At 43.5% G+C, this 24,553-nt stretch carries 23 protein-coding genes; 10 read left to right on the top strand and 13 right to left on the bottom strand.

Going from position 1 to position 24,553, the window contains the following annotated elements; translation table 11 throughout:
- Nucleotides 1-53 precede the first annotated feature (53 nt).
- Nucleotides 54-1,649, top strand: coding sequence for a phosphoethanolamine transferase (locus tag H8B19_RS16860; RefSeq protein WP_338401540.1), 1,596 nt, complete (start codon nt 54-56; stop codon nt 1,647-1,649).
- 2 nt (nt 1,650-1,651) lie between these two features.
- On the top strand, nt 1,652-2,038 hold the full coding sequence (locus H8B19_RS16865; RefSeq protein ID WP_338401541.1) for a diacylglycerol kinase: 387 nt from the start codon (nt 1,652-1,654) through the stop codon (nt 2,036-2,038).
- Here H8B19_RS16865 and H8B19_RS16870 read toward each other — a convergent pair.
- The 5 genes from H8B19_RS16870 to H8B19_RS16890 are packed head-to-tail and all read right to left on the bottom strand — an operon-like array spanning nt 2,035 to nt 6,768.
- Nucleotides 2,035-3,396 carry an ATP-binding protein gene (locus H8B19_RS16870; RefSeq protein ID WP_186508137.1) on the bottom strand — a complete coding sequence of 454 codons (1,362 nt, stop codon included), beginning with the start codon at nt 3,394-3,396 and terminating at the stop codon, nt 2,035-2,037. The two genes, H8B19_RS16865 and H8B19_RS16870, sit on opposite strands and share 4 nt — an antisense overlap.
- Before the next feature lie 29 nt (nt 3,397-3,425).
- Nucleotides 3,426-4,091 carry a response regulator gene (locus H8B19_RS16875; RefSeq protein ID WP_186508139.1) on the bottom strand — a complete coding sequence of 222 codons (666 nt, stop codon included), beginning with the start codon at nt 4,089-4,091 and terminating at the stop codon, nt 3,426-3,428.
- Nucleotides 4,092-4,101: 10 nt separating this feature from the next.
- A complete protein-coding gene (locus H8B19_RS16880; RefSeq protein ID WP_186508140.1) occupies nt 4,102-5,733 on the bottom strand; it encodes a phosphoethanolamine transferase in 1,632 nt (543 codons plus the stop codon).
- Between the two features lies 1 nt (nt 5,734).
- The gene (locus H8B19_RS16885) at nt 5,735-6,436 is read right to left on the bottom strand and encodes a phosphatase PAP2 family protein (protein WP_186508142.1); all 702 of its coding nucleotides are present in this window, start codon (nt 6,434-6,436) and stop codon (nt 5,735-5,737) included.
- Nucleotides 6,409-6,768 (bottom strand): diacylglycerol kinase, encoded by a 360-nt coding sequence (locus H8B19_RS16890; protein WP_338401542.1) that lies wholly within the window; start codon nt 6,766-6,768, stop codon nt 6,409-6,411. The genes H8B19_RS16885 and H8B19_RS16890 overlap by 28 nt, the downstream gene beginning before the upstream one ends.
- 206 nt (nt 6,769-6,974) lie before the next feature.
- On the opposite strand from H8B19_RS16890, the gene H8B19_RS16895 reads away from it, so the two are divergent.
- Nucleotides 6,975-8,267, top strand: a complete 1,293-nt coding sequence (locus tag H8B19_RS16895; RefSeq protein ID WP_186508144.1) for a YfiM family lipoprotein — start codon at nt 6,975-6,977, stop codon at nt 8,265-8,267.
- Between the two features lie 67 nt (nt 8,268-8,334).
- The gene (locus tag H8B19_RS16900; RefSeq protein WP_186508146.1) at nt 8,335-8,766 is read left to right on the top strand and encodes a transcriptional repressor; all 432 of its coding nucleotides are present in this window, start codon (nt 8,335-8,337) and stop codon (nt 8,764-8,766) included.
- A 57-nt stretch (nt 8,767-8,823) separates the two neighbouring features.
- On the opposite strand, the gene H8B19_RS16905 is transcribed toward H8B19_RS16900, so the two are convergent.
- Nucleotides 8,824-10,293: a S41 family peptidase gene (locus tag H8B19_RS16905; protein WP_186508147.1), complete on the bottom strand. Its 1,470-nt coding sequence runs from the start codon at nt 10,291-10,293 to the stop codon at nt 8,824-8,826.
- A 215-nt stretch (nt 10,294-10,508) separates the two neighbouring features.
- On the opposite strand from H8B19_RS16905, the gene H8B19_RS16910 reads away from it, so the two are divergent.
- From H8B19_RS16910 to H8B19_RS16920, 3 genes are read left to right on the top strand one after another with little or no spacing between them, the layout of a single operon-like run.
- The gene (locus H8B19_RS16910) at nt 10,509-11,237 is read left to right on the top strand and encodes a winged helix-turn-helix domain-containing protein (protein WP_186508148.1); all 729 of its coding nucleotides are present in this window, start codon (nt 10,509-10,511) and stop codon (nt 11,235-11,237) included.
- Nucleotides 11,230-12,837: an ATP-binding protein gene (locus tag H8B19_RS16915; RefSeq protein ID WP_186508151.1), complete on the top strand. Its 1,608-nt coding sequence runs from the start codon at nt 11,230-11,232 to the stop codon at nt 12,835-12,837. The genes H8B19_RS16910 and H8B19_RS16915 overlap by 8 nt, the downstream gene beginning before the upstream one ends.
- Before the next feature lie 15 nt (nt 12,838-12,852).
- Nucleotides 12,853-13,419: a sugar O-acetyltransferase gene (locus tag H8B19_RS16920; RefSeq protein ID WP_186508152.1), complete on the top strand. Its 567-nt coding sequence runs from the start codon at nt 12,853-12,855 to the stop codon at nt 13,417-13,419.
- A gap of 29 nt (nt 13,420-13,448) precedes the next feature.
- Here the strand turns inward: H8B19_RS16920 and H8B19_RS16925 are convergent, their stop codons facing one another.
- The 6 genes from H8B19_RS16925 to H8B19_RS16950 all read right to left on the bottom strand — a co-directional run bounded on the left by H8B19_RS16925 (nt 13,449) and on the right by H8B19_RS16950 (nt 19,501).
- Nucleotides 13,449-14,729: a sensor histidine kinase gene (locus tag H8B19_RS16925; RefSeq protein WP_186508154.1), complete on the bottom strand. Its 1,281-nt coding sequence runs from the start codon at nt 14,727-14,729 to the stop codon at nt 13,449-13,451.
- Nucleotides 14,726-15,418: a response regulator transcription factor gene (locus H8B19_RS16930; RefSeq protein ID WP_186508156.1), complete on the bottom strand. Its 693-nt coding sequence runs from the start codon at nt 15,416-15,418 to the stop codon at nt 14,726-14,728. The genes H8B19_RS16925 and H8B19_RS16930 overlap by 4 nt, the downstream gene beginning before the upstream one ends.
- Before the next feature lie 3 nt (nt 15,419-15,421).
- On the bottom strand, nt 15,422-16,798 hold the full coding sequence (locus H8B19_RS16935; protein WP_186508158.1) for an alpha/beta hydrolase-fold protein: 1,377 nt from the start codon (nt 16,796-16,798) through the stop codon (nt 15,422-15,424).
- 161 nt (nt 16,799-16,959) lie between these two features.
- Nucleotides 16,960-17,379, bottom strand: a complete 420-nt coding sequence (locus H8B19_RS16940; RefSeq protein WP_186508159.1) for a secondary thiamine-phosphate synthase enzyme YjbQ — start codon at nt 17,377-17,379, stop codon at nt 16,960-16,962.
- 57 nt (nt 17,380-17,436) lie between these two features.
- Entirely contained in the window at nt 17,437-18,162 is a 726-nt protein-coding gene (locus tag H8B19_RS16945; RefSeq protein WP_186508175.1) for a DUF481 domain-containing protein, read from the bottom strand.
- A gap of 178 nt (nt 18,163-18,340) precedes the next feature.
- Entirely contained in the window at nt 18,341-19,501 is a 1,161-nt protein-coding gene (locus H8B19_RS16950) for a dipeptidase (RefSeq protein ID WP_186508161.1), read from the bottom strand.
- A gap of 253 nt (nt 19,502-19,754) precedes the next feature.
- Between H8B19_RS16950 and fbaA the strand changes: the two genes are divergently transcribed.
- From fbaA to H8B19_RS16965, 3 genes are all read left to right on the top strand, one after another.
- Nucleotides 19,755-20,831 (top strand): class II fructose-bisphosphate aldolase, encoded by a 1,077-nt coding sequence (fbaA, locus tag H8B19_RS16955; RefSeq protein WP_186508163.1) that lies wholly within the window; start codon nt 19,755-19,757, stop codon nt 20,829-20,831.
- Nucleotides 20,832-20,901: 70 nt separating this feature from the next.
- Nucleotides 20,902-22,518 carry a GH35 family beta-galactosidase gene (locus H8B19_RS16960; protein ID WP_186508165.1) on the top strand — a complete coding sequence of 539 codons (1,617 nt, stop codon included), beginning with the start codon at nt 20,902-20,904 and terminating at the stop codon, nt 22,516-22,518.
- 239 nt (nt 22,519-22,757) lie between these two features.
- A complete protein-coding gene (locus H8B19_RS16965) occupies nt 22,758-23,756 on the top strand; it encodes an NADP-dependent oxidoreductase (RefSeq protein WP_186508167.1) in 999 nt (332 codons plus the stop codon).
- Between the two features lie 356 nt (nt 23,757-24,112).
- On the opposite strand, the gene H8B19_RS16970 is transcribed toward H8B19_RS16965, so the two are convergent.
- Nucleotides 24,113-24,436: an HNH endonuclease gene (locus tag H8B19_RS16970; RefSeq protein WP_206683205.1), complete on the bottom strand. Its 324-nt coding sequence runs from the start codon at nt 24,434-24,436 to the stop codon at nt 24,113-24,115.
- Nucleotides 24,437-24,553: the final 117 nt, after the last annotated feature.

Here is a 24,553-nt window from a genome sequence, read left to right on the forward strand (position 1 = left end):
TGGATTTTTATTTTAGTGGCCTTGAATAAGTGTTAAGTCGGAATACATTTAACGTGCATCTCTCATCTGCACAGCTTTTGGCGTTAGCGGCAGTCATTATGGCAACCCTGCTCAACTGGCCATTTCTAACCGCCGTTTTTAATGCGATTGCCCCGCATAGCATATTTGAATGGTTATTTTTCTTTAGTGTACCCGTGCTACTTTGCGCGTTATGCATCATTGTTATGACTATCTCAGGCGCCTTATTTTTCCCGCGTTTTATTATTGGTGTACATTTTGTGGTATCCGCGATTTTGTTTTATGCCACCAGCACCTATGGCGTTATTTTCGACAAAGGCATGATTCAAAACATAATGGAGACTAACAGTGGAGAGGCTGGCTCTTACCTTAACCTTGGTCTGGTTCTGTTTTTTGTATTCTTTTGTTTGTTTCCATTAATCGCGATATTTAGTCAAAACGTTCAACAAGGCTTTTTTAAAAAACTAAAAGGTATAATAAAACTGAATGTGATCGCATTAATTTGTGTTGTGGCGATTTTAGGGGCGTTTTATAAAGATTACGCCTCGGTGGGCCGTAACCACAAAGCACTAAGCAAAAGCATCACACCATTCACCTTTTACGACTCATTTTTTAAATACGTTAAGCATACTTATCTTGCCCCACCCTTACCTTATCGAATTCTGGATAAATCACCTGAATTAGTTTCATCTGACTCATTGCCCCCCCGAACGCTGGTTGTTGTAGTCGGTGAAACAGCAAGAGCAGATAAATTCAGCCTCAATGGTTACACGCGCAACACCAATCCATTACTGGAACATTCAAATGCGGTAACCTTTCGCAATGTGAGCTCCTGTGGCACTGCCACTGCTGTTTCGGTGCCCTGTATGTTTTCGCGTTTATCCAGAGATGAATACAGCGACCGCATGGCCAGTAGTCAGGATAACGTTCTGGACATTATTCACCGGGCTGGGGTAGATGTTACCTGGATTGACAATAACAGCAGCTGTAAAGGTGTTTGCAAACGCGTAAATACCATTGAGTTTGATGCTCAACGTGATAAAAAGCTGTGTGACGGTGACTATTGTTTTGATCAGATTCTGGTGAACGAATTAAAGGACGCCATCTCACAAAAATCAAAGTCAAATAAAGTCATCATATTGCATATGATCGGCTCACATGGACCAACATACTATCGCCGCTATCCTGCCGGGTTTAAACAATTCGTCCCAGACTGTCCACAGAGCGATATTCAAAACTGTAGTCAGCAACAGCTGATTAATACTTACGATAATACGATTTTATATACTGACTATATTTTAAATGAAGTCATTAATAACCTGAAAAACACTCCGAATTCAGCCATGTTATATATTTCTGATCACGGAGAATCTTTAGGTGAAAATGGCATGTATCTGCATGGTTTTCCCTACGCACTGGCTCCAGATGAACAAAAACATGTGCCGATGATATACTGGGACAGTCATTTCAGCGACACAAACTACAAAAGTTGCATAGAAGAAAAGTCCGCAACTCCAGTGTCACACGACAACTTATTTGATTTGATGCTCGGGCTTTCTGATGTAAAAAGTTCGGTGTATCAGGCTCAGCAAGACCTTTTTAGTTATTGCAAAAATACTAAGGCATTTTAGACGTGAAACAATTTGATAATACCAATAAGCCGCAAGGGTTTAACCGACTGGTGTTGGCCAGCAACAACTCTTTCAGAGCATTTAACTGGCTGATGAAAAACGAAGCGGCTTTTCGTCAGGAATGTATTTTACTCTTGCTGGGAACAACCATTCTGTTTTTTTGGGATATCAGTTTGTATGAGAAAACCGCGCTGTTTATTTCTTTATTACTGATCATACTGGCAGAAATCATTAACACCGCAATTGAAGCTGTGGTGGATAGAATTAGCCTCGATATCCACCCACTGTCGGGTTTAGCTAAGGACCTGGGATCGGCAGCCGTACTAATCTCACTTGGGATAGCAGCAATTATATGGACTAGCGTATTGGTTTCTTACTTTAGCCACTAACGGGCAGTTAAAGTCACCACTAATCCATTGTCATTATTAGCGTAATTAATCGACCAGTGATTGAGCGCGACAATACGTTCTACAATGGATAATCCAAGGCCAACTCCGCTGATATTACTTTTAGCTTCATGACGATAAAAGCGTTTACCCAGACGCTTTAATGCATCTGGCGGTACACCACCACCTTCATCTTCGATACGAATTAAAACTCCATCACTGGTTTGCTCTGCACTGATGGTAACTTCTCCATCCGGTGGAGAGTAACGCACTGCATTATCCATTAAATTTCGCAATAAGGTGTGAAAAAGCACTGGCTCAGCATTTACCTGAATGGTGTTTTGCAACCGAATATTCCATTGTACTTTTTCCAGTAATGGCTCAGGCATATCAGAAATAACTTCGTCCACAACCTCTCTGACAACAATAGATTGAGGTTGCGGTGCTTTGAATTTACTTGAGTCCATTCGTGCAATTAGCAACAACTGATTGACCAACGAGGTCATTTTATCAGTAAGCGCTAAGATGGCCTCCAGGCCGTCTTTGCGTTCCTGTTCTGTTAAATCCAGCTCAATCAGATTAACCAGTCGTACTTTTAATCCAGCGAGTGGCGTTCGTAATTCATGGGAAGCGTCGTTGATAAACTGCTTTTCCAGTTCAATAAAATGATCAATGCGTTCAAGTAGCTGATTGGTAGCGATTCGCACCGGCTCTACTTCTTTGGGTAGTGGCTCATTAAAAGGTGTTAATTCATCGGGACGGCGCTTTTTTAATTCATCAGAAAAACGGTTTACCGGTGCAAGTACCAATGACACCACAATAAAAATTGCCAGAGAAACGGGTACCCAGGTGAGCATCAAAGGTAACATTTGCTCATCCACTATATAGCCACTTAATTCTGAACGAACATCTTCACGTTGAGCAGCAAAAATCCAGGTTCCTGTGCCTTTATCGAAATAGCTGTAACTTAGCCAACGCCTGCCATCCTGATAGAAGTCGTGATAGCCATGTTCCATTTTAGAGAAAGGTTTTTGTAGCGCATTTTTTGATGCCAGCAACAATTTACCTTCGGGCGACCAAACCTGAAATCCCAACTTGCTCTCATATCTGTGACCGCTCACAAAACGCACTTTATCATCGGCATCATCTTCATCGGGATTGGTCAGGCGTGGTACATCAACAATGGTAGTGACATTAGTAAGTTTGACGCCATTCTCCTGATTGAGCATGGCCGAAATCATACGAGTAGTCTGTGCTAACTCCGCATCAAATAACTCATCCAGTTCATGTTCAGTTGCCTGATAAGTGCGCCAGCCGGCTATGCCGAGTAAAATAAGTGCCGATAGATTAATCCACAGCATTAAATTGCTGCGGATAGAATTAAAAATTTTCAAGAAAGCGAATCACCCAGTAGATACCCTACCCCTCTGACGGTACGGATAACATCTTTTGATATTTTTTTACGCAATTTATGAATATGCACTTCCAGCACATTACTCTCGGTATCACCATCCCAGCCAAAACAGAGTGACTCAAGATGTTCCCGGGTTAACACCCTCTTCTTGTTTAACATAAATTCCTTAAGAAGCAACCATTCCCGTTGGGTAAGCATTATACTGTGACCATCAAATTCACAACTGTGATTATTTAAATCAATCGACAATAGGCCATGACTAATTTGATCATTTTGTCGCGCCTGTGAACGTCGGACCACCACACGAATACGTGCTTCCAGCTCACGAATATCAAAAGGTTTTACTACATAATCATCTGCACCCATATTTAGCGCAGTAAGTTTTTTTTCGATATCATCCCATGCTGTTAACACTATAATTGGCATGGCTTCAGGTTCGGATTTAATCTGCTTTATCAGCGGCATGGATTCACCATCGGGCAGTCCTAAATCGAAAATTGCCGCACCAAACTTATCAGTGCTTAAGGCAGCTTTGGTTTGTGCGCAATTGGCACAATGTTCAACTTTATACCCTTGTTGTTCTAATCCCTGAATAATACCTGCGGCAACATCTTTGTCATCCTCAACTAACAAAATACGCATAAAACAAATCCTAATTTTGACGACAGGATTGGGTTAAATCCAAATCAGACTGATATAAATGACTGCTGACACCAGCCATACCTAATAAGGTGTGAAATAAATTATCATGACTAATAGCATCATTTGCTCTACTTTGCATGCATTGCCAGTCCAACTGCTCATCCGATTGCCACATTAACCAAGGCACATGACGTTGGGTTTCAGGTGCCAGCCAGGTTGGTAAACCATGCAAATAAATACCATTTTCCCCTAAAGATTCACCGTGATCACTGACATACAGCATCGAGCTGGATAACTGCGGCTGTTTTTTCAGTAACTCAATAACATCGTTTAATACTTTATCAGTCACCAGTATCGAATTGTCATAAGCATTATTAATGCTATCAGAAGTACAGTGATCCAAACGTGATTCAAGGCACTCCGGTTTAAAGTTTTTTAAATTTTCAGGCGAACGTTTGAAATACTCGGGCCCGTGGCTGCCCACCATATGTAAAACAATAACGGTATCCTGCGCGACTGATTCTATTTTATCTGCCAGAATACGATTCAAAATAGTGTCATAGCAATACTTGCCACTTTGGCAATCGGCTTTGGTCGCATCATACTCCACTTCAATCGTGGGCGCCCGGTCACACATGGATTTACAGCCGGAATTATTATCGACCCATAACACCTGATACCCTGCAGTTTGTAATACATCTAACACATTGCTGTGACTTTTAGCCTCTTTAGGCTGATATTGCTCCTCGGTCAAATAACTGAACATACAAGGCACAGATACCGCAGTAGCGGTGCCGCAAGACGTAGCCTGAGTAAAACTGATGAGTTCTTTGTTCTGCATCTTTTGTGACAAATAAGGCGTGGTATTTTTAGCATAGCCGTTTAAGCCAAAGTGATCGGCCCGGGCAGTTTCCCCTACCACCATAACCAGTAATCTGGGGATATGATTAGTACGGGTAATTTCAGCATCACTGGTTATATCCTGATAATCACTCATTTCCATGGCATAAGCATGTTTATTTACGTAACCCAGACTGGCCGAAATAACATTCAATGGTGTCGCAAGATATTTAATTTCCCGATGCTGGCGAAACATAGAGGCATACGCCGAGTAATGACTGATCAGAATCACTGTTATTGCAGCAATACTGCAAGCTATGCGGATTGTATTAGCTTTAAGTTGTTTCCAGCCGGGCTGCCAGCTAATCGAGATTTTGTGCAAAAGCCAAACGGGTAACACTCCCAGCACCAATATATAAAACATCATTGAGCTGTTAACAATTTCACTTACTTCGCTAACATCGGTTTCAGCAACGTTTGTAATCATTTCTTTGCTGATAACAATGCCGTAACTATGCATAAAGTACAGACTGCCAGCACTGACGATAAATAACAGGCTACTTGCCGCCATAAAACTGCGTTTATAAGTAAACAACGAGATCAAAATCAGATTGATTAAAAATAATAATAAATTTAGCCCGATTTGCAGCGGCTCGAATACATGATTTGCCCACTGCAGTATTTGTTGATTTAACACCCAGTTATAGGCAACGGTCAGCCAAAGTGCAGTTAACACCGCAATATGGTGTGAAGAAAATGAACGATTTGTTTTGACGGTTAACCACTTCAATCCGAGCTTCATTTTATTCAAATTCCTTATCACGCTGTTTTGCACCTAAACCAAATAAACACGCCGGTACCAACCAGCATATCAACGCAGTGGCAACATCATCTGTAAAAAAATGTGCACCACGCAATTGCTGAGCAATCCCTAACATCACACCTAAAATGAGCGCACCAATCAGACTCATTCGAGCTGCCGATTTATTGATGGGATAAAAAAAGAAAAACAGTGCCAACCAGGCATATCCAACGCTGGCATGACCCGCCGGGTAACATTTACCCAGTTTTATCGATGAGGGCTTGAAATCAAGCAATCCATAGTATGGTTTCGACCCACCAAATAAATTGATGTCCCATGGACAATCCATATTGGTCACCGATTTTAAATAGGCAACCAAACCAAACGACACCAAAACAGACGCCAGTAAGAATAAAAACTGACGACTTATCCAACGTCCCCGGTATTGCACACTCACTGCAACAGTTATACACAGCAATAAAATAACCGCCGCATCATTTAATAAACGCGCACCTTTATGAAACAGTGTTTGGGTAACAAAATGGTCACGCAACAACCATTGCCCACCTTCAAGTTGATAAAACCACGATGCAATTTGTAAATTCCAGTGCCAGTAAAATGCCAGTGCACTAATCACAATGCAGCTGATAACCGGTCCGACTATCCACTGACGTTTTACATAGACCACAAGGTTATTCCCCATACTGTGGCCATAAAAATCAGGCAGATAAAAACAGCGGCAGACCCAATATCTTTGGCTTTAGCACTTAACGGGTGATGTTCTTCCCCTATCCGGTCCACCGTGGCTTCAATGGCAGAATTAATTAATTCAACGATTAAGACTAAAAATAAAGTAGAAACTAAAAGCAGTTTTGTCGAATAACTAACAGGCAATAACAACGCAACCGGAAACAAGACTAAAAACAGGACACATTCCTGCCGGAATGCAGCTTCAGAAATAAACGCAGATTTTAAACCACTTATTGAATATCCGGTTGCGGCACTAATACGCCTGAAACCTGTTTTTTTATTCACCAGACTATCACCTAAACATAACTTGATAGGATGACTATAAAAACCAAAGATTAAGCAAACCTTAAATCCAGTCATTTACCCAATCGTATCGCTATATTTACCCTAAATAACATTTTTTCGCTGTGAAAAAGTCTTTGAAATACTGGCGTTTTTTACACTGACTTGGTACCGTTAAACCTATCGAATCCTCCCTCCCTGAACGATCAATGCGAGTGTTACAACGCCTGTTAAAATCTGTATTTCTGCTATGCGGCATTCTGATCATTTTATGTGGCGTGTTAATTTTTCTGGCCATTGAAAAAACACCATTAGTCGTGGCACAAAGTCATGTCCAGGTCGAAAATGCAGACACCTTACCGGCATTATTAAAACGCTTACAACGCTTAAGCGACAAAGCACATCGCCATCAAAATATTTCACTCAATGCTAAGCAGCTGAATTCTTTGGCGGGTTTTGCGCAACGGGCTCAGCCCGCCGTTAGAGCCCAGGTCAATCTGGGAGATACTCGCAGCGTGGCAGCAATGAGCTACCAGCTTCCGGCGCCACTGGATGCTTACTTCATCAACATACAGGCCTGGTTACAGGAAGGAGAGGGCTTTCCGCTGGAATCGGTGCAAATTGGTGATCTTTATTTACCGGGGAAAATGGCATTAGGAACACTGACCTATATCGCAGATAGTTATATTGGAAAACCCGTTACCAGCGAACTCATTTCGCGCATTGAACGCACAGCCATGGATCCGCAACGTTTACAGCTCAGTCTGGCACCGGTACAGGATGTAATCATCAGCTTAAAAAGCATCAAACGTGAACTCAGCGAGGATGAGCAATATTTACAACAGCGTGTTTCATTTTATCTGGACTTTTTACAGCAATTTAAGCCGCTGGATTTGCAATTACCCGCGGTGTCGCTGAATCAATATTTAGTCGCCCTGTTCACGCAGGCCAGTCAACAATCAAATCCAGATAATGCCGCTACAGAAAACAAAGCCGCGTTACTGGCATTGGCCATTTTTGATGGCAGCAAACACTTTGCCAGATTAAGCGGTAATTTCGACCGTGAGCAACTTGAAAAAGCCAGACCCAAACATTTGTTAATGCTGGCAAGTCGTCGCGACCTGTGTCAGCACTTTGTTTACTCTGCTGCCATCGAGATATTGTCCCAGCAAGGCATATCTGCTGCCGTTGGTGAATTAAAAGAGCTGATGGATCGCAACAACAGTGGTAGCGGTTTTAGTTTTGCGGATTTAAGTGCAGATTTAGCCGGTATAAAACTGGCAATGCAAGCTACTCACAGTGACAAAGCACGACGGTTACAACAGCGTTTTATGCAACATATTGACGAATCTTTTTATTTTCCTGATATAAAGAATTTACCGGAAGGCCTGCATAAAGATCAGTTTAATCAGGCAATCGGGGATGTGGATGGTGAACGATACATTGCACTGAAACAACAGGTACAGCAACGGGTTGATAACTTACCCCTGTATCAGGATTAACATTACTAATTTCGCTTCACTTTTACTGTGATAAACTGTCTGCGAAATATTCAGGAACGGATTACTAATGTCAGTTGAAACCCAAGTTCATAAAGCCCGAAGCTACTGTGAAGACAAAGGTGCACGTTTTACCTTACTGCGTGAAAAGGTGTACGGTCTGTTACTGGAGCGCGAAGGAGCAATAGGTGCTTACGAGTTACTGGATAAACTCAAAGAAACAGAAAACACTGCCAAGCCAGCCACTGTATACCGTACACTGGATTTTTTACTCGAGTTTGGATTAATTCACCGCATCGAATCAAGCAATGCCTTTGTTGCTTGTCATCATTTTGGTTGCAGCCATCCAGTGCAATTTTTGATTTGTGACCAGTGTGGCGATGTGGTGGAAATACAGTCTGCCGGGTTACAACAAACCCTCGACAAACAAGCTAATGAGCATGGTTTTAAAGTAAAAAGCCAAACCATTGAAGCGCATGGTGTGTGTAAAAGCTGCCAATAACACTAGTGTGTTAACCTCTTTCAGTTAAAAAAGGCCCTAAACGGGCCTTTTTTAATGTTAAAGATTTCGGGTCAGACTTAATCTTGCGGCATCAATTGCCTGGTCATAAAAGCCAGCCCGCTCCTCTTTACTAAAAAAAGTGGTTTGCCTGCTGACCGGGATCCCACTGTACTCAAACCAGTCACCATCAGGTGTTAACCGCTTCAAATTCGACACACTATACAACCAGCCGTTTGGCAGGGTTCTGCCCAATGAGCCGGATAACATACCCTGAGTGGGTTCACCGATAAAAGTGACATTACCGCGCGCACGTAACATCAGCGCCAGCAACTCTGCTGCCGAAGCAGTGGTATTACTGACCAGAACCACGATTGGCTTTTCATAATAAAGTGCTTGAGGTTCAACATTTACTTCAACTTTGTCACTAAAACCACCTAATCCTTTTGTCTGTTCTGTATAAGCCACATAACTAACATCAGTAAAATAACCGGCTATTTTTTTGGCTAAAAACGGGTATCCCCCACCGTTAAAACGCAAATCGATTATCATGCCACTGGTATCCTGCATCGACTCAATTACCTCCTTAAGAGCAGTATCGGCCACACTCAGCTGTGTACTTAAATCTGATGCACTGGCAAACTCACTAAGCCCCATAATGTTCAGGTAAGCTAAGTCTGCGGTTTTAAACCACACCAGATTCCCCTGCGCGGCCGTTTTTATTTGTGACATATCGTTGCTGTAATAGCCAATAATGCCCTCAATAAGGGCGAGATTATCTGCAACATACTGAGCCTGCTGTTGCTTTTGTTCTTCAGTCAAAGGTGGCTGCAAATCGACTTCCTGCAGGTATTCCTGAGATAATTTCTCAAACAGATCCGGTTTATCCGCGCGTTTCACCTGATAGGTTATGCTGCCATCGTATAACCCAAGATGGCCATTTTTCAGCCCGGCCATCGCGACAGCCAGGAATTCAAAAAACTCACTGTCGCTTGTTTGTGGATTAATCTGGCTGAGTATGTGTTGCTGCGTAAGTTGCCAGTCAGTGGCAGACAACTCAAAATCCACATAGTGTTCACTAAAATCATCAAACCAAAATCTGGCGTCACGTTCAGCATCCTGTTGATAATTTTTATCGCCCTTGATTGCGATGAGGTTTGATTTGCAACTGTAAGGTAAGGCTTTAACTGGCTGCATCGTTACCCCAGACTCATCAACGTCCTTCACTTGTGGATAATTGAACGCAAACAATTGCTCTCCTTTAAAGCTAAAACGCTGTTCGAACTGCTGGAGCGTGACATTATTTTGGGTTGATACGCGAATGCACTGATCAAAAGTATTCTGATAATTAATGATGGTGTCACCGGCAATTTGCATCACCTGGCCGTAGGCATCTGACTGCCAAATCCCCTGATATTTTTTATATTCACCGCCAAATTTGGCAGCGTCATCACTGCAAGCGCTCAGTAACCAACAGGTTGTATAAAGCACAATGCTGGTTCGATTAAAAAAGGGCCGATAATATTTCATTGCTAGAATCCTTAGTGAGTCACATCAATAAACGAATAACCTGATGTTGCAGCAATATGCACTGTGACTCTGTGGCTTAATTGTTTGTTTTGTGGACACTAAGTGACAAGTGCCAAAGTTTGAGGGTGACAGTCCAGATTTGTCACAATTGGTCACATAGCAATGGCGTTGATTGTTTTACAATTGACGAATATTTTTCGTACGGGAAAACATGGATGACGCAAGCAGCCCATTTATTTTTAGTAGAAGACGATCTGCAATTAGCGGAACTCATTACTGACTTCCTGTGCCGTTTTGGTTTTAACATTACCCACCTGAGTGACGGTACACATGCTGCGCAACGAATTATCGATGCTCAACCCGATTTGGTGATTCTGGACATTATGTTGCCGGGCATGAATGGCATGGATATTTGTCGAGCTATTCGTCCTGAATACACAGGGCCGGTATTGATGCAAACCGCCCTGGATGACGATATTGATCAGATGATGGGACTGGAGATAGGTGCTGATGATTATGTCGTGAAACAAATTCAACCCCGCCTTTTACTCTCGCGCATTAATGCCTTGTTACGCAGATTCGAACGTCGGCAACAGCCAGCCCCTCAGGAAACCACAGCGATAGATCTGGATATTGGTCCTTTAAAAATCAGAGTTGCCACGCGAACCGTACTTTTACATCAACAAAATATCGACTTAACCACCGCAGAGTACGATCTTCTTTATTTGCTGGCGCAATCATGTGGAAAAATCGTCAGCCGCGATACCATCAGCCATCAACTTAAAGGTTATGAATATGACGGTATGGAACGCTCAATTGACCGCCGTATTTCACGTTTACGTCGTAAGTTAGGGGATGATCCAAATCAGCCCGGCATAATCAAAACGATTCGAGGCACTGGATATCAGCTTTGTTTGTCTCATCCGGAGTCTGCAGATGTTTAAATCTTTTATCGGTTTATGGCTGGTGGTATTTGCGCCCCTGTTTTTTCTGCTGTATCCACATTCTTATAGCCCTATTCAGCTATTTAATAATCACATAGAAAGTACCCGCTTTATTCAAGCCTACCGTGGCAGCTTTTATTTGCTACAACAGGCATTGCAATCAACGTCAGCCGACGATCAGCAACACAAACTGGCCGACTTACAACAGCAATTTGGGTTTGAATTAAAACTAAGCCGGCTAAGCGACTTTGCTAATGCTCCCGCTGTACAACAAGACTTAATCAATAACCAAATCGTATTTATTAATTCTGAACCAGAATGGCTGGCACAACGCCTGACCGATTCACAATGGGTCGTCATGCTGGCGGTCGATTTTGCACTACAGGAAGAAATCAAACGAGGTGCACAAGGCACTGTGTTTTTGTTAAAACAACAACTATCACAACTCCCTGTGGAAAGCTGGCCGTCAACACTAAAACAACTGGAACCCCATTTTGCCGCAAGGTTGTATTTACAAACCAAAGAGCAATTTAGCCTGACACCCTTACAAAATAGGCAAATGGCAGAATTTGGATTTAGCTGGAAACCGGAAGCCGATGGCCAACTTACCTTTATCACTCAGTTAAATGACTCAACATATCTGATTGCCCAGGCTCTGCCCATTAGCTCGGCCAATCCATTTAATATCATTTACCTGTTATTGGTATTTGTGGTGCTGATTTCACTTTGCATGTTTTTATGGGTATGGCCGCTATGGCGCGATATTGGCAAACTAAGCAAGGCAGCCAGTGATTTTGGGGCAGGACAACTCAATGCACAGGCGAGTCTGGCTAAAACCTCGGCCATTTCTGCACTGGGTGCACAATTTAATACCATGGCCAAGCGCATTGAAGAATTAATCAATAATCAGCGCCAGCTAACCAATGCCATTGCCCACGATTTACGCACACCACTTTACCGGCTGCGCTTTGCGTTTGAGATGCTCGATAGCCCTGAATTAACCCCACAAGATATACAACGCTACCGCGAGCGCATTTCAGGTAGCATTGACGATTTGGATCACCTGATTAATCAAACACTGGTTTTAGCCCGTTACAATCGCTCTTCTCTTCCGCTAAATATGACCAGGGTAATGCTGGCAGACAAACTCAAACAGGATGTTCAGATAATGCAGCTGCAACAGCCTGCCGTGCAGTTTGATATTCAGATTGCCCCATCATTGCAACAGCAAACCTTTTATCTGGACGAAAGTGCGTTTATGCGCGCAGTGAATAATCTACTGGCCAATGCAAGCCGCTTTGCCCATTCGCAGATTCGGATCAGCGTGCAGCAACAGGGCGAACACCGTTACAGCCTTAGTGTCGAGGATGATGGCGAAGGCGTGAAAGATGAAGATAAAACACGAATATTGTTGCCTTTTACTCAAGCTTCCGGCTCAACGAATACCACCACAGGGCATGGATTGGGTTTAGCGATTGTGCAACAAATTGCGCAGTTACATAATGGCACAGTATTGGTTGAAAATTCATTGCTTGGCGGTGCCAGATTTACCCTTTGCTGGACCGATAACCAGGATGCCGTCCGTCACGATACCAATTGAAAACAGAGACATTAAATGAGCGAAAAACAAAAAATGATTAATGGCGATATGTACCGGCCAGATGATCCTGAACTGGTTGAGCTGCACCAGCATTGTATGCGTAATTTAGAAAAATTTAATCACACCAGCATGACGCAAACCGATGAACGCGCACAGATATTAAAATCCTTGTTTGGCAGTACCGGCCACAACATCAAAATCCAATCTGACTTTAAATGTGATTACGGTTTTAACATCCATGTTGGGGAAAACTTCTACGCTAATTTTAATTGCGTATTACTCGATGTGGCACCGATACGTTTTGGTGATAATTGCATGTTAGCGCCTCAGGTGGGTATCTATACCGCGACTCATCCGCTTAACCCTGCTGAACGTAACAACGGACTGGAATTTGCCAAACCCGTCACCATTGGAGACAACTGCTGGATTGGTGGTATGGCGGTCATTAATCCCGGCGTTACTCTGGGTAACAATGTGGTGGTTGCCTCTGGCGCTGTGGTAACCAAAAGTTTTGGCGACGATGTGGTCATTGCAGGCAATCCCGCCACCATTATTAAACGTATTATTCCGGCAATTGAATGAAACTGAGATGATAGAACCACGATGCTATTTTAAGCGCGGGTTGGAAACACCACAGTAACACAGGTACCCGGTTGTTTATCTTCAATATAAAAGCGCAAGTGATACACATCACATAATCGGTTCACTATCGCCATACCGACGCCGTAACCTCGGCTATTCTCGCTTTTCACAAAGGGTTGCTCAACCTTGTGACGAATTGATTGTGGAATACCAATACCTGTGTCTGACACCGATAACTTGTAATTATCGAAACCAATTTCTACCTGCCCCTGTTGAGTATACTGAAATGCATTGCTGATTAAATTTGATAGTAAAATCGCCAGAACACCGGCAGGTATATGCACAGAAACCGCAGCATCAATATTAACGTCAACGTTTACATTTTTTCCGTCAAGCAGATAAGCCTGCTGAATGATGGTCGACTCCACCACAGGCAATAATTTTACCGAATGATGAACCAATTCATCATGCTGTTCACGAGCCAGAAATAGCAGGTTTTTTACCGTATTTTCAGCTTCAAAATTAGCATGCTGAATGTGTTCAAGTTTTTGCCTTTGCTGTTGATCAATATTAGGGTTAGCCATTAATTCAGATGTTTGATTTTTGATGATAGCAATAGCCGTTCTTAGCTCATGACTCACATCACGGGTAAAATTCTGTTCACGGTAAATAAACTCACTGATACGGGTTATTTTTTCCTCCAGAGTAAATGCCAGTAATCCCACCTCATTAGCAGGATAGCGTGCAGCAAATCCTTTTGGCAGATCATCTATTTTCATGGTTGCGACAAAGTCGGCCAGTCGATTCAGTGGCCTGAGTAATTTTTTGAGCACTAAATAAATAATCAGGCAGGTGAGCAGAATAAGACCCAAAGCCACTGCACTGAGGGTTAGCAAAATCATGCCCTGATATGGCCGGACTAATTCCAGCTTACTGATATTAGTCACCAGCCACACCCCCGGGTGTTGTGCCAAACCATGTGCAATAAAATCCTGTCCATCATGATGATAAGTGATTGCACGATGACCATGTTCTTCACACTGGCCAATATCAAAGTGCTCAGGCAATTGCTGGTCATTGATCAACTGCAAGTGTTCTTTTTGGGCCGCTATCCGCTGAATTTGCTCCATTGACAGAGGATCAACATAATCCACTTCCACATCGATCATGCGATTCAGGTATGTATTTTCCAGGCAATATAACCATGCCACATTAAAGCCGCTAAACACTACGCCACACAAAAAGGTGCATAAACAGCAATAAACAATAATGCGATGTGAAAGGCTATGTAGTCGTCGAAACTGGTTCATTCAATATTTTGCAACGTAAACCCAACACTATGTACCGTTTTTAACATAGGACTGGTAAAAGGTTTATCTAAACATAACCGCAACTGATACATATGGGTGCGTAAGGCATCTGATTCAGTTTCATTGTCGCCCCATAACGTTTGAATCAATTCGGAGCGTGTCACCACTCGGGGGTACGCCTCCGCCAGGTATTTGAGAATGTTGTACCCCATACGTGAACACTCAACTATCCTGCCCTGCCGTTTGACCGTTAACGCCCGCCGGTCTATTTGCAGCTCTCCAAGTTCAATTAAATATTGAGTATTAAGCATATGGCGACGTGATAATGCGACTACCCGCACTTCCAACTCCTGCATGGCAAATGGTTTGGTCAGATAATCATCCGCACCATGATTGAAACCTTGTACTATGTCATCGATGGCATCTTTGGCGGTTAACATCAACACCGGGATCACATAATTATTTTGCTCACGCGCCTGTTTGCAAAATGTAAGTCCATCCATGCCTGGCAGCATTAAATCCAGAATCATTAAATCAAAACGACTTTGTTCGAGTAAATTTAACGCGGTTTCTGCACTGGACGCATAATCCACCACATGTCCTTTCTGGGTGAAATGTTGAATAACCGACTCGGCAATACGTTGGTTATCCTCAACCAGTAAGATGCTCAGTTTATTATGTTTATTCATGACTTACTCACTCAGGGCGATTAAACGCGCATTAAAATGGGCTTTTTGTCTGTCATTACCGGCCTGGGCTAATGCTTTGCTAATTGTCACTTTGGCGCTGGTTTTATCATCCACAGCCACATACGCATCGGCCAGACTATCCAGTAAATTTAACGATGACGGGTAAAGTGATATACCTTTGTCCAGCGTCTGTATTGCCAGCTTGTTGTGTTTGTCTTCCAGCAAGACATAGGCAAAATCGTTAATTTCCTGTTCCGACACATCGGTTGTCATCATCCGGACTTTGTCAGAAATCGCCTTAAGATCGTTTACTGACACATGCCTCATACCATCGGTTAATTTTAATTTCTGATAATCCGGTAGCGGATATTTCGGGCTTAACATCGCCATTTGCACATAGATTTTGCTGGCTCGTTGCAACTCGCCCGCCTGACTCTGTCCTAATGCATACTGGTGTAAAAAATAACTACGAAAACGCGACTGGCTGTGTTTCCACAATTCAAATGCAGCATCGAGTTTATGCTGTGCCATATAATCCTGCGCTAACCCGGTACACAACTGTGAAAATTCAGTATCATCCTGCTGAAGCTGATATTTGGCATTACGCCGGGTCAAAAAAGCGCGTACTTTGTCACTATTCCATTGTTCACTCTCAGTCTGATTGAAACCGGGTTTACGATAATCACGGAAATGCCACAACAATCCACCACGTAGTGCCGGTAATAAAACCGACTGGTGATTTTCCTGCGCAAAAACAACTTGTTGTAAATGGTCCGGGTTAAACCGGGATTTGATTGTTTGAAACTCACGCAAACTTTCATTGCCATAAGCCAGATATAATTCAGGCAATGTGGCAGTGGTTTGCTGGTTAATTGCTGCTGAATATTTAGCAGTCGAAAACACCGGTGAAATACTAATGATCTGTTCAAACTGGCTGGCTAGCGAAGGTGCATAAATGCTGGTAAATGCAGCTGAGTAGGAAAACCCAACCAGTGTTGACGAAATGCCTGTGCGGTATTGTTCATGGACTTTCGGCACCAACTGGTTAACTAACGTATCACGCAATACCTCTGGTTGATTAGCAACATAATCATAAAGTGACTTTACCTGAACATTGACTACCAGTACCTCGGGAAAATAACCATAACGGTGCAAGCCACTAATAAGATCTGTAGCTTCTTTGTGATAATCCCCCAAATAAAAAGGCGCAGCGGACAATACATACACCGCAGGATAAGCACGTTCCGTTTTATCGTAAGAGTCAGGAAGCTTAACCGACACACTTAGCCAGTCAGGTAAATCAAATTCGGCTTGTGCATAAACCGGCCGGATTAAAACAACCAGCCATACCAGCATCAAACAACTTAGTTTACGATTCATTTTACACCTGCAACACCTGCCAGCAGCTTTATCCTATGTGCCGCTGGTTTTGTTTTTCACATTATTTTGAAGGTTGAGGATTTAAAATGACACGATGTGAAAAAAATGTAAAACGCCGACGTGTTACAGAAATTGGCGCCTGAAGCACTGTAGTGATAATTTTACTCACCTTGCAGCGTAGCGATTAATGTGCGCTCTGAGGCGTGGTCCCGGTGCTCACACAAATAAATGCCCTGCCAGGTACCAAGCGCCAGTTTACCCTTACTGATCGGAATCGTCTGGCTGGCACCTAGCAGTACCGACTTAATATGTGCAGGCATATCATCCGGCCCTTCGTAGGTGTGGCGATAATAAGGCGCATTTTCCGGTGCCAGCACATTAAAGTGGGCCTCCATATCACTGCGTACAGTGGGATCTGCATTTTCATTAATCGCCAGCGAGGCTGATGTATGAGTGATAAACAGATTCAGCAAGCCCACATCTAACGAACGGATTTGTGGCAGTGCACTGATAATCTGCTCGGTGATTAAATGAAAACCGCGGGGTTTGGCGCTAATGATAATGTGTTTTTGATACCACATAAGAAAAGTCGTTAAATGACAAAAGAAAAGGCCAGATTGCATCTGGCCTTGTCATATTTAGAAGAAGGTATAAACCAAAGTCACTGCGGTTTGTGTATCGAGATTTTCATTGCCCTCGGCCACATCTGAGTTGTGGTTTAACAGCAGTGATACTTTCATCGCCAGCGAACCATTAATTTTGGCTGACAGTGAGGTTTCGGATTTCGATTTGGTGTTGTTGGAACCGGCTTCCGTACTGATTAACTGGCGGAAAGTCGCTGTAGGCGAAATTTTCCACTTATAATCTAACGCGCCACGAACAATGAAACCATTCGCACTTTCGCCGTCTTCGGTTTTGGCAAACGCATAACCCGGACCGATTGAATAGTTAAAACTGCTGGTATCAGTTTTCCACATTTGGTGGCCCCAACCGCCAGCGACAGTGCCCTGATACTGGTAACCACTGAATCTGTCGTCTTCATAAGAAGCAAAGGCGAACAATCGGTGATTGGGATCGGTTAACTTGTAGTTACCCTGGCCAGATACAAACAACTTTTGAGCTGTGGTAGTGGTTTCTTTGCCATCGTCAGTATCAAGCTCATCCTGCTTATACAGAGTTTCCAGAGCGTAATCATTACTCCAGTCCTGCATTTCCTGATGCGCACTTAACGTGGCTTTTAATGAGGTGGTTTCAGTATTACCTGTGGTTTTAATCAGACCCAGCTCACCATCCATTGTAAAAGGTTTAACATTCTCACCACCATCAGGTGACGAGCTGTTTTCCGCCATATAAAGTTTCGACATAAGGTCGATGTCCGCCATGCTAACCATGGGTACCAAAGCGAAGCTGCAGATAACAAGTTTTTTAAACATTAACCGGCCTTTAAAACTGAAATTTGAAAATAACTTACGTGCGCACTACATAGTGTAAAATAAATACTTTATGACACCAACTACTTCGCTATATTTATAACAAATTCAGTTACTCTGGCAGGTTATTTTGCAAAAAATTAACAGAATTTTTACCCATGACCTTCTGAATTTGCGTTTCTTTTACACCTAAATCCACTAAATGCTGAGTAATTGCCGCCAGTTCACTGGTATCGAGCTGAGTTTCAACCGCACCATCAAAGTCAGATCCCAGCGCAATATGATCCTCGCCCACTAAATTAATACCGTACTGGATCATTTTGGCGATACCTTGCGGAGAAATGTCACAGACTGCGGCATCCCAGTACCCCAACGCAATTAAACCACCCTTTTGCGCGATTTTTTGCATCAAACCATCGGATAAGTTACGCGGCGTCTGACACACGCCATACAAGCCGGTATGTGATACCACTATTGGCCGACTGGATATTGCAAGTACATCCTCCACTACCTGAGCCGATGAATGTGCAACATCAATAATCATGGACAGTTCGTTAAGATGTTTAACCACCTGACGACCGAATGCGGTTAATCCCTGTTGTGAGATACCGTGCAACGAACCGCCCAACTGATTATCAAAAAAGTGCTGTAATCCCATCATGCGAAAACCATGGTGATACATTAAATCGAGATTACTGATATTACCTTCCAGCGGGTGACCTCCTTCACTGCCTAACATGACACCAATTGGTGGCTTATCTCCTTGCTCACCGCGCGCTTCAAGTAATGCATTTAAATCCTTCTGATTTTTAATCCAGCGCAACTGACCATTAGATTGTTGTACAGCATCATCCAGTTTCTGCGCCTGATAAAGCGCCCGTTGCAACAAACTACCCCATGTGGAAACAGGCCATCCCTGCGCCACAGCAAGCAGAGTAATGCGATCACTATTGCCATCATTTTTCTGATAATTCTGTCCGGAGGGAGATTTGGTCACAGTAGTAAACATCTGAATCGCCACATTGCCCTGTTGCAGCCTCGCCAAATCCACATGTCCACGCGCAACTGACTGATTTAAATCCCGCTCCCACAACAACGTATCCGCATGCCAGTCCATAATGGTCAGTTTTTGGTGAAGTTGAGCTGCTTGGTCACTTATTTTATAGGGAGGATGGTCAATGACCCGATTGAATTTTGGCTCTAATAAGGCGGGGAGTGTTACATACACCCCAACCAGCAAAACCAACAGCAGCAGTACTATTCCCTTTTTCATTGCAACACTCCTTGTGCAGAGTTGTTCTGATTGTTTAATCACTACGCCATATCTGCACAGATGTTAAGCAAATATTTCAGTTGTGAATAAATTGTGCCTCAATGATTGTGTGCACTTTGTATATTATTTATCATTTTACTCTTATAAAAACAGTCTTTTTGCCGTATTTTTAGCCATGTATTGGATAACATTTACGCGCAGGAACGCCATTACAATACAACCACACTCAAACACACTACTAAAAGGCCCTACCATGTCTAAGATTTTTGATTTTGTAAAACCCGGTGTACTCACAGGAGACGACGTACAAAAGGTTTTTGAGGTTGCCAAACAACACAACTTTGCCCTGCCAGCCGTTAATGTTGTGGGTACCGATTCGATTAATGCGGTAATGGAAGCGGCTGCCAAGGTACGGGCTCCGGTAATTATCCAGTTTTCTAATGGTGGCGGAGCCTTTATGGCAGGCAAAGGGCTAAAACTGGAAGGTCAGCAAGCCGCCATTATTGGTTCCATCTCTGGCGCAAGACATATTCATGCCCTGGCCGAAAGTTATGGCGTACCGGTGATTGTGCATACCGATCACGCAGCACGTAAATTATTGCCGTGGATTGACGGTTTATTAGATGCCTCGGAAAAACACTTCGCAGAAACCGGTAAACCACTGTTTAGCTCCCATATGATTGATTTATCTGAAGAGCCACTGGAAGAAAATATCGCTACCTGCAAAGCCTATTTAGAACGCATGAGCAAAATGGGCATGACGCTGGAAATTGAATTAGGCTGCACCGGCGGCGAAGAAGATGGCGTGGATAACAGCGGCATGGATTCATCCTTGTTATACACCCAGCCAGAAGACGTGGCTTATGCTTATGAAGAGTTGATTGCAGTTAACCACCGTTTCACTATCGCTGCGTCATTCGGCAATGTGCACGGTGTGTATAAGCCGGGTAACGTGAAGTTAACCCCGGAAATTCTGCGCAATTCCCAAGCCTATGTGTCTGAGAAATTTAACCTGCCACAAAACTCGCTGAACTTTGTATTCCACGGCGGCTCTGGTTCGACCGAAGCCGAAATCAAAGAATCCATTAGTTACGGCGTGATCAAAATGAACATCGACACCGATACCCAGTGGGCCACCTGGGAAGGCGTGAAAAACTACTACGAAACCAAAAAAGATTACCTGCAAGGGCAAATTGGTAACCCTACAGGCGATGAAGCACCTAACAAAAAATACTATGATCCGCGTGTATGGTTGCGTGAAGGCCAGTCATCCATGGTTAAACGACTGGAAAAAGCATTTAGCGATTTAAATGCCGTTGATGTGCTGTAACTCAGCCCTTCAACGGGACAAAAGCCGGCAACACGCCGGCTTTTTTGTATCTGCAAATAAGGAACTATCTATGCGCTTTAAAAGGTTTGTCAGCCTGTTACTATTAGTTATCTCACCGCTTTGTGCCGCAAACTCTTTGCCGCATTTAAAACCCGTTAACGGCCACAGCCAGTTACTAGTCAAAGGCCAGCCCTTTATTATGCTCGGTGGTGAACTGGGTAACTCTTCCGCCACCAGCATGGAATACATGCAACCCATCTGGCCCAAACTCAAGGCAATGAATATCAATACGGTGCTAGCCCCCGTGTACTGGGAAATGATTGAACCAACCCAGGGTAAGTTCGATTTCAGTTCGTTAGATGCGTTGATTAGCGAGGCACGTAATCAGCAACAAAAACTGGTATTGCTGTGGTTTGGCGCATGGAAAAACAGTATGTCGAGCCATGCCCCAGGCTGGATAAAACTCAATCAAAAAACTTACCCACGCATTAAAGATGAAAAGGGAAAAAGCCAGGAAATTTTAACACCCTTTTCCACCGAGGTATTAAAAGCCGATAAAGCCGCATTTGTCACCTTAATGCAGCACTTAAAGGCTAGCGACAGTCAGCAAAACACCGTGCTTATGGTACAGGTGGAAAATGAAATCGGCATGTTACCTAGTGCACGTGATCATCACCCGCTGGCCAATGCCAAGTTCAATGCCCCAGTGCCAGCTAAGTTAATTAACTATCTTAAAAATCCACCGACCAAACTTGCGCCGGAACTAACAAATGCGTGGCAGCAACAAGGCAATAAAACCTCAGGTAACTGGGTAGAAATGTTTGGTAAATCCAAACGAACCGATGAATTGTTTATGGCCTGGTATTACGCCGACTTTGTGCAGCAACTGGCCGCTGCCGGTAAGGCGGTTTATAACCTGCCAATGTACGTGAATGCGGCGTTAAATCGCCCGGGCAAAGCCCCCGGTGAATACCCAAGTGCTGGCCCACTGCCGCATGTGATTAATTGTTGGAAAGCCGCCGCGCCCGCACTTGATTTCCTCTCGCCGGATTTTTACAACCCGCGCTTTAAGCACTGGAACGATTTATACAGCCGTGCAGACAACCCACTGTTCATCCCCGAACATAAATTTGATGAGACTGTGGCGGCTAAAGCCTTATACGCGATTGGCCATTACCGTGCGCTGGGCTTTTCGCCTTTTTCGATTGAATCGACCGATAAACCAGAGCTGGAGGATTTAGGCAAAAGCTACGCCTTGATTAAACAGCTACAGCCGATGCTTACCAATGCCAATGTGCTAAAAGTGGATGCAGTATTGTTTGATAAAACCGAGCAGAGCCAAAACATTCAGTTTGGCGATTATATCTTTAAACTAAAACACGATTTTACCCTTGGCTGGTCACCCGATGCTAAAAACGACAGCTGGCCAATGGCGGCAGTCATCGTTATTCAAACCAAACAAAATGAATATTTTATTGCTGGTAATGGCGTTGTGATTAACTTTGCCGTGGCAAAAGATGACAAACTCAATGCCGGTATTTTAAGCCTGCAGGAAGGCCGATTTGAACAAGGCAGCTGGCACCCGGTGCGCCAGTTAAATGGCGACCAAACCCATCAGGGCAGACATGTACGATTGCCACAAGGGCGCTTTGGCATTCAGAAGTTATCTTTATATTCCTATGAATAGTTAACAGCCGCAGCTATTCGAATAATTCACTCATTCTGGCCGAACGCTCAGTCCGGCCATTCAATCAAAATTGATTACTCTGCCAAGTGGCGGCATAGTCTCTTTAGGGATATAAATCCCAAACAGATTTCAATGAAAACAAGCTTAAACAGCTGTCCAGTTTATTAGCTCAAGAGCGGCTGCAAAGCATATAAAACCATTACCCTATGATTGCTCTACAAAGTAAAAGGAATGTTGTTATGTCTACCTATAAAGAAATTGTATTAGTAAACCGTCCTAAAAACGGCCAAATCGGCGCGTATCTTTTTCAGGAACAACAAAAAAACATTCCCACAGCAGGTGAGGGCGAAATCCTTATCAAACAAACTCATATGTCGTTAGATCCAGCAATGCTGGGCTGGATGAGTGAGGACAGAGGAAGTTATATCCCGCCAGTCGAACTGGGGGAAGTGATGCGTTCAAGCGGCGTGGGTGAAGTGATTGAATCGAATCATGCCGATTTTTCCGTGGGCGACAAAGTCATGGGCATGACAGGTTGGCGCGAATACCTACTTAGCGACGGTAAAGGCTTCAATAAACTCCCTCCCGGCGTAAACGAAGAAATGGCACTGTGCGTATTTGCGCTGCCGGGGCTCACCGCCACCACTGGCCTGTATCACTTTGGTAAACCCAAAGCGGGTGAAACGCTGATTGTGACCGGCGCCGCTGGCTCGGTAGGTTCGATTGTAGGCCAAATGGCTAAAGCAGACGGCCTGCGTGTGATTGGCGTGGTGGGCAGCGACGACAAAGCAGACTGGATCGTCAATGAACTTGGTTTCGACGGTGCCATTAATTACAAATCAGACAATTTAGCTGAACAATTAAAAGCACTGACGCCAGATCGCATTGACATCTTTTTTGAAAACACCGGTGGCCCCATTCAGCAACTGATTTTCAATCGTATGAACACCCATGGCCGCATTGTGGTGTGTGGCATGATTGCAGATTATCAATCCAGCAACCCAGCGCCCGGACCAAACTGGATCCCGCTAATCAAAAAACGCATAACCATTCAGGGATTCGCCATGCCCGATCACTGGCACGAAATTCCACAACTGCTAGAAAAACTCACACCTTATGTAAAAGCAGGCAAAATAAAATACCGCGCCCATGTTGTTGAGGGACTATCCAACGCTCAGGAGGGATTGAATATGCTGTTTGAAGGTAAAAATACCGGCAAGATGATAGTTAAGCTTTGATGCCGAATGGTTAATAGCTACTTGAAGCCAGCCCAAATACAGATTAGCCATCCCTAGCTTTATTCTCCCCGCATCCATGCAGGGCGAGCCCCTTTCTTAGGGATAAGAAAGAGGCAAAAGAATCCTGCACTCCGCCAACTTGCTTTTCTTGTTACGGTTTCACTTGTTTAATCGAACCGGTGCGAGGTAGCAGTCCATGCAAAGCGCGCACCTCGGGAAAACATCCTGTTTTCCCGTTCGAACAAGTTCACCTTCACAAGGCAAGTTGGAGTCGCAAAAAAGCCGAATGTTGCTCGGCTTGGAACCCAATGAGTGAGTACAAACTTAAATTTTATCGCCAATATTTTTTTAAAGCATCATTGCTTTATTGATTGATTGCAATATGGATGGCTCAATTGAATATTTTCAGCAACACCGATACCGCCTTCCCTTACTCTTTGAATATGATCATAAGAAACAGATTTATCGACGTCTAAATACCCCTTACAAATAGGACATGTTATTGCATTATTTAATGCCACATTGATGAATAATTTGCTTTTCTGCTCATCACTTATTTTAGAGCTACCATTTTGTACATCGCCAGAAATCAGCTTACCATCTAGTCTAGCGAAAATAATAAGGTCGTTTTCTGTTACTTCATTGTTTTCAGATAATTTAGTAACAATTTTGTCTAACAATTCTTTAAAGATATCTACCCGCCGATGACTAATATGTTTTCCTGATTACCCACTTTGATCAGCCACTGCTACACTGTATATAATTACAGTTAAAGGTGGGTGCATATCATGGCAAAG

This window comes from Neptunicella marina, from assembly GCF_014270035.1.
Lineage (GTDB): Bacteria > Pseudomonadota > Gammaproteobacteria > Enterobacterales > Alteromonadaceae > Neptunicella > Neptunicella marina.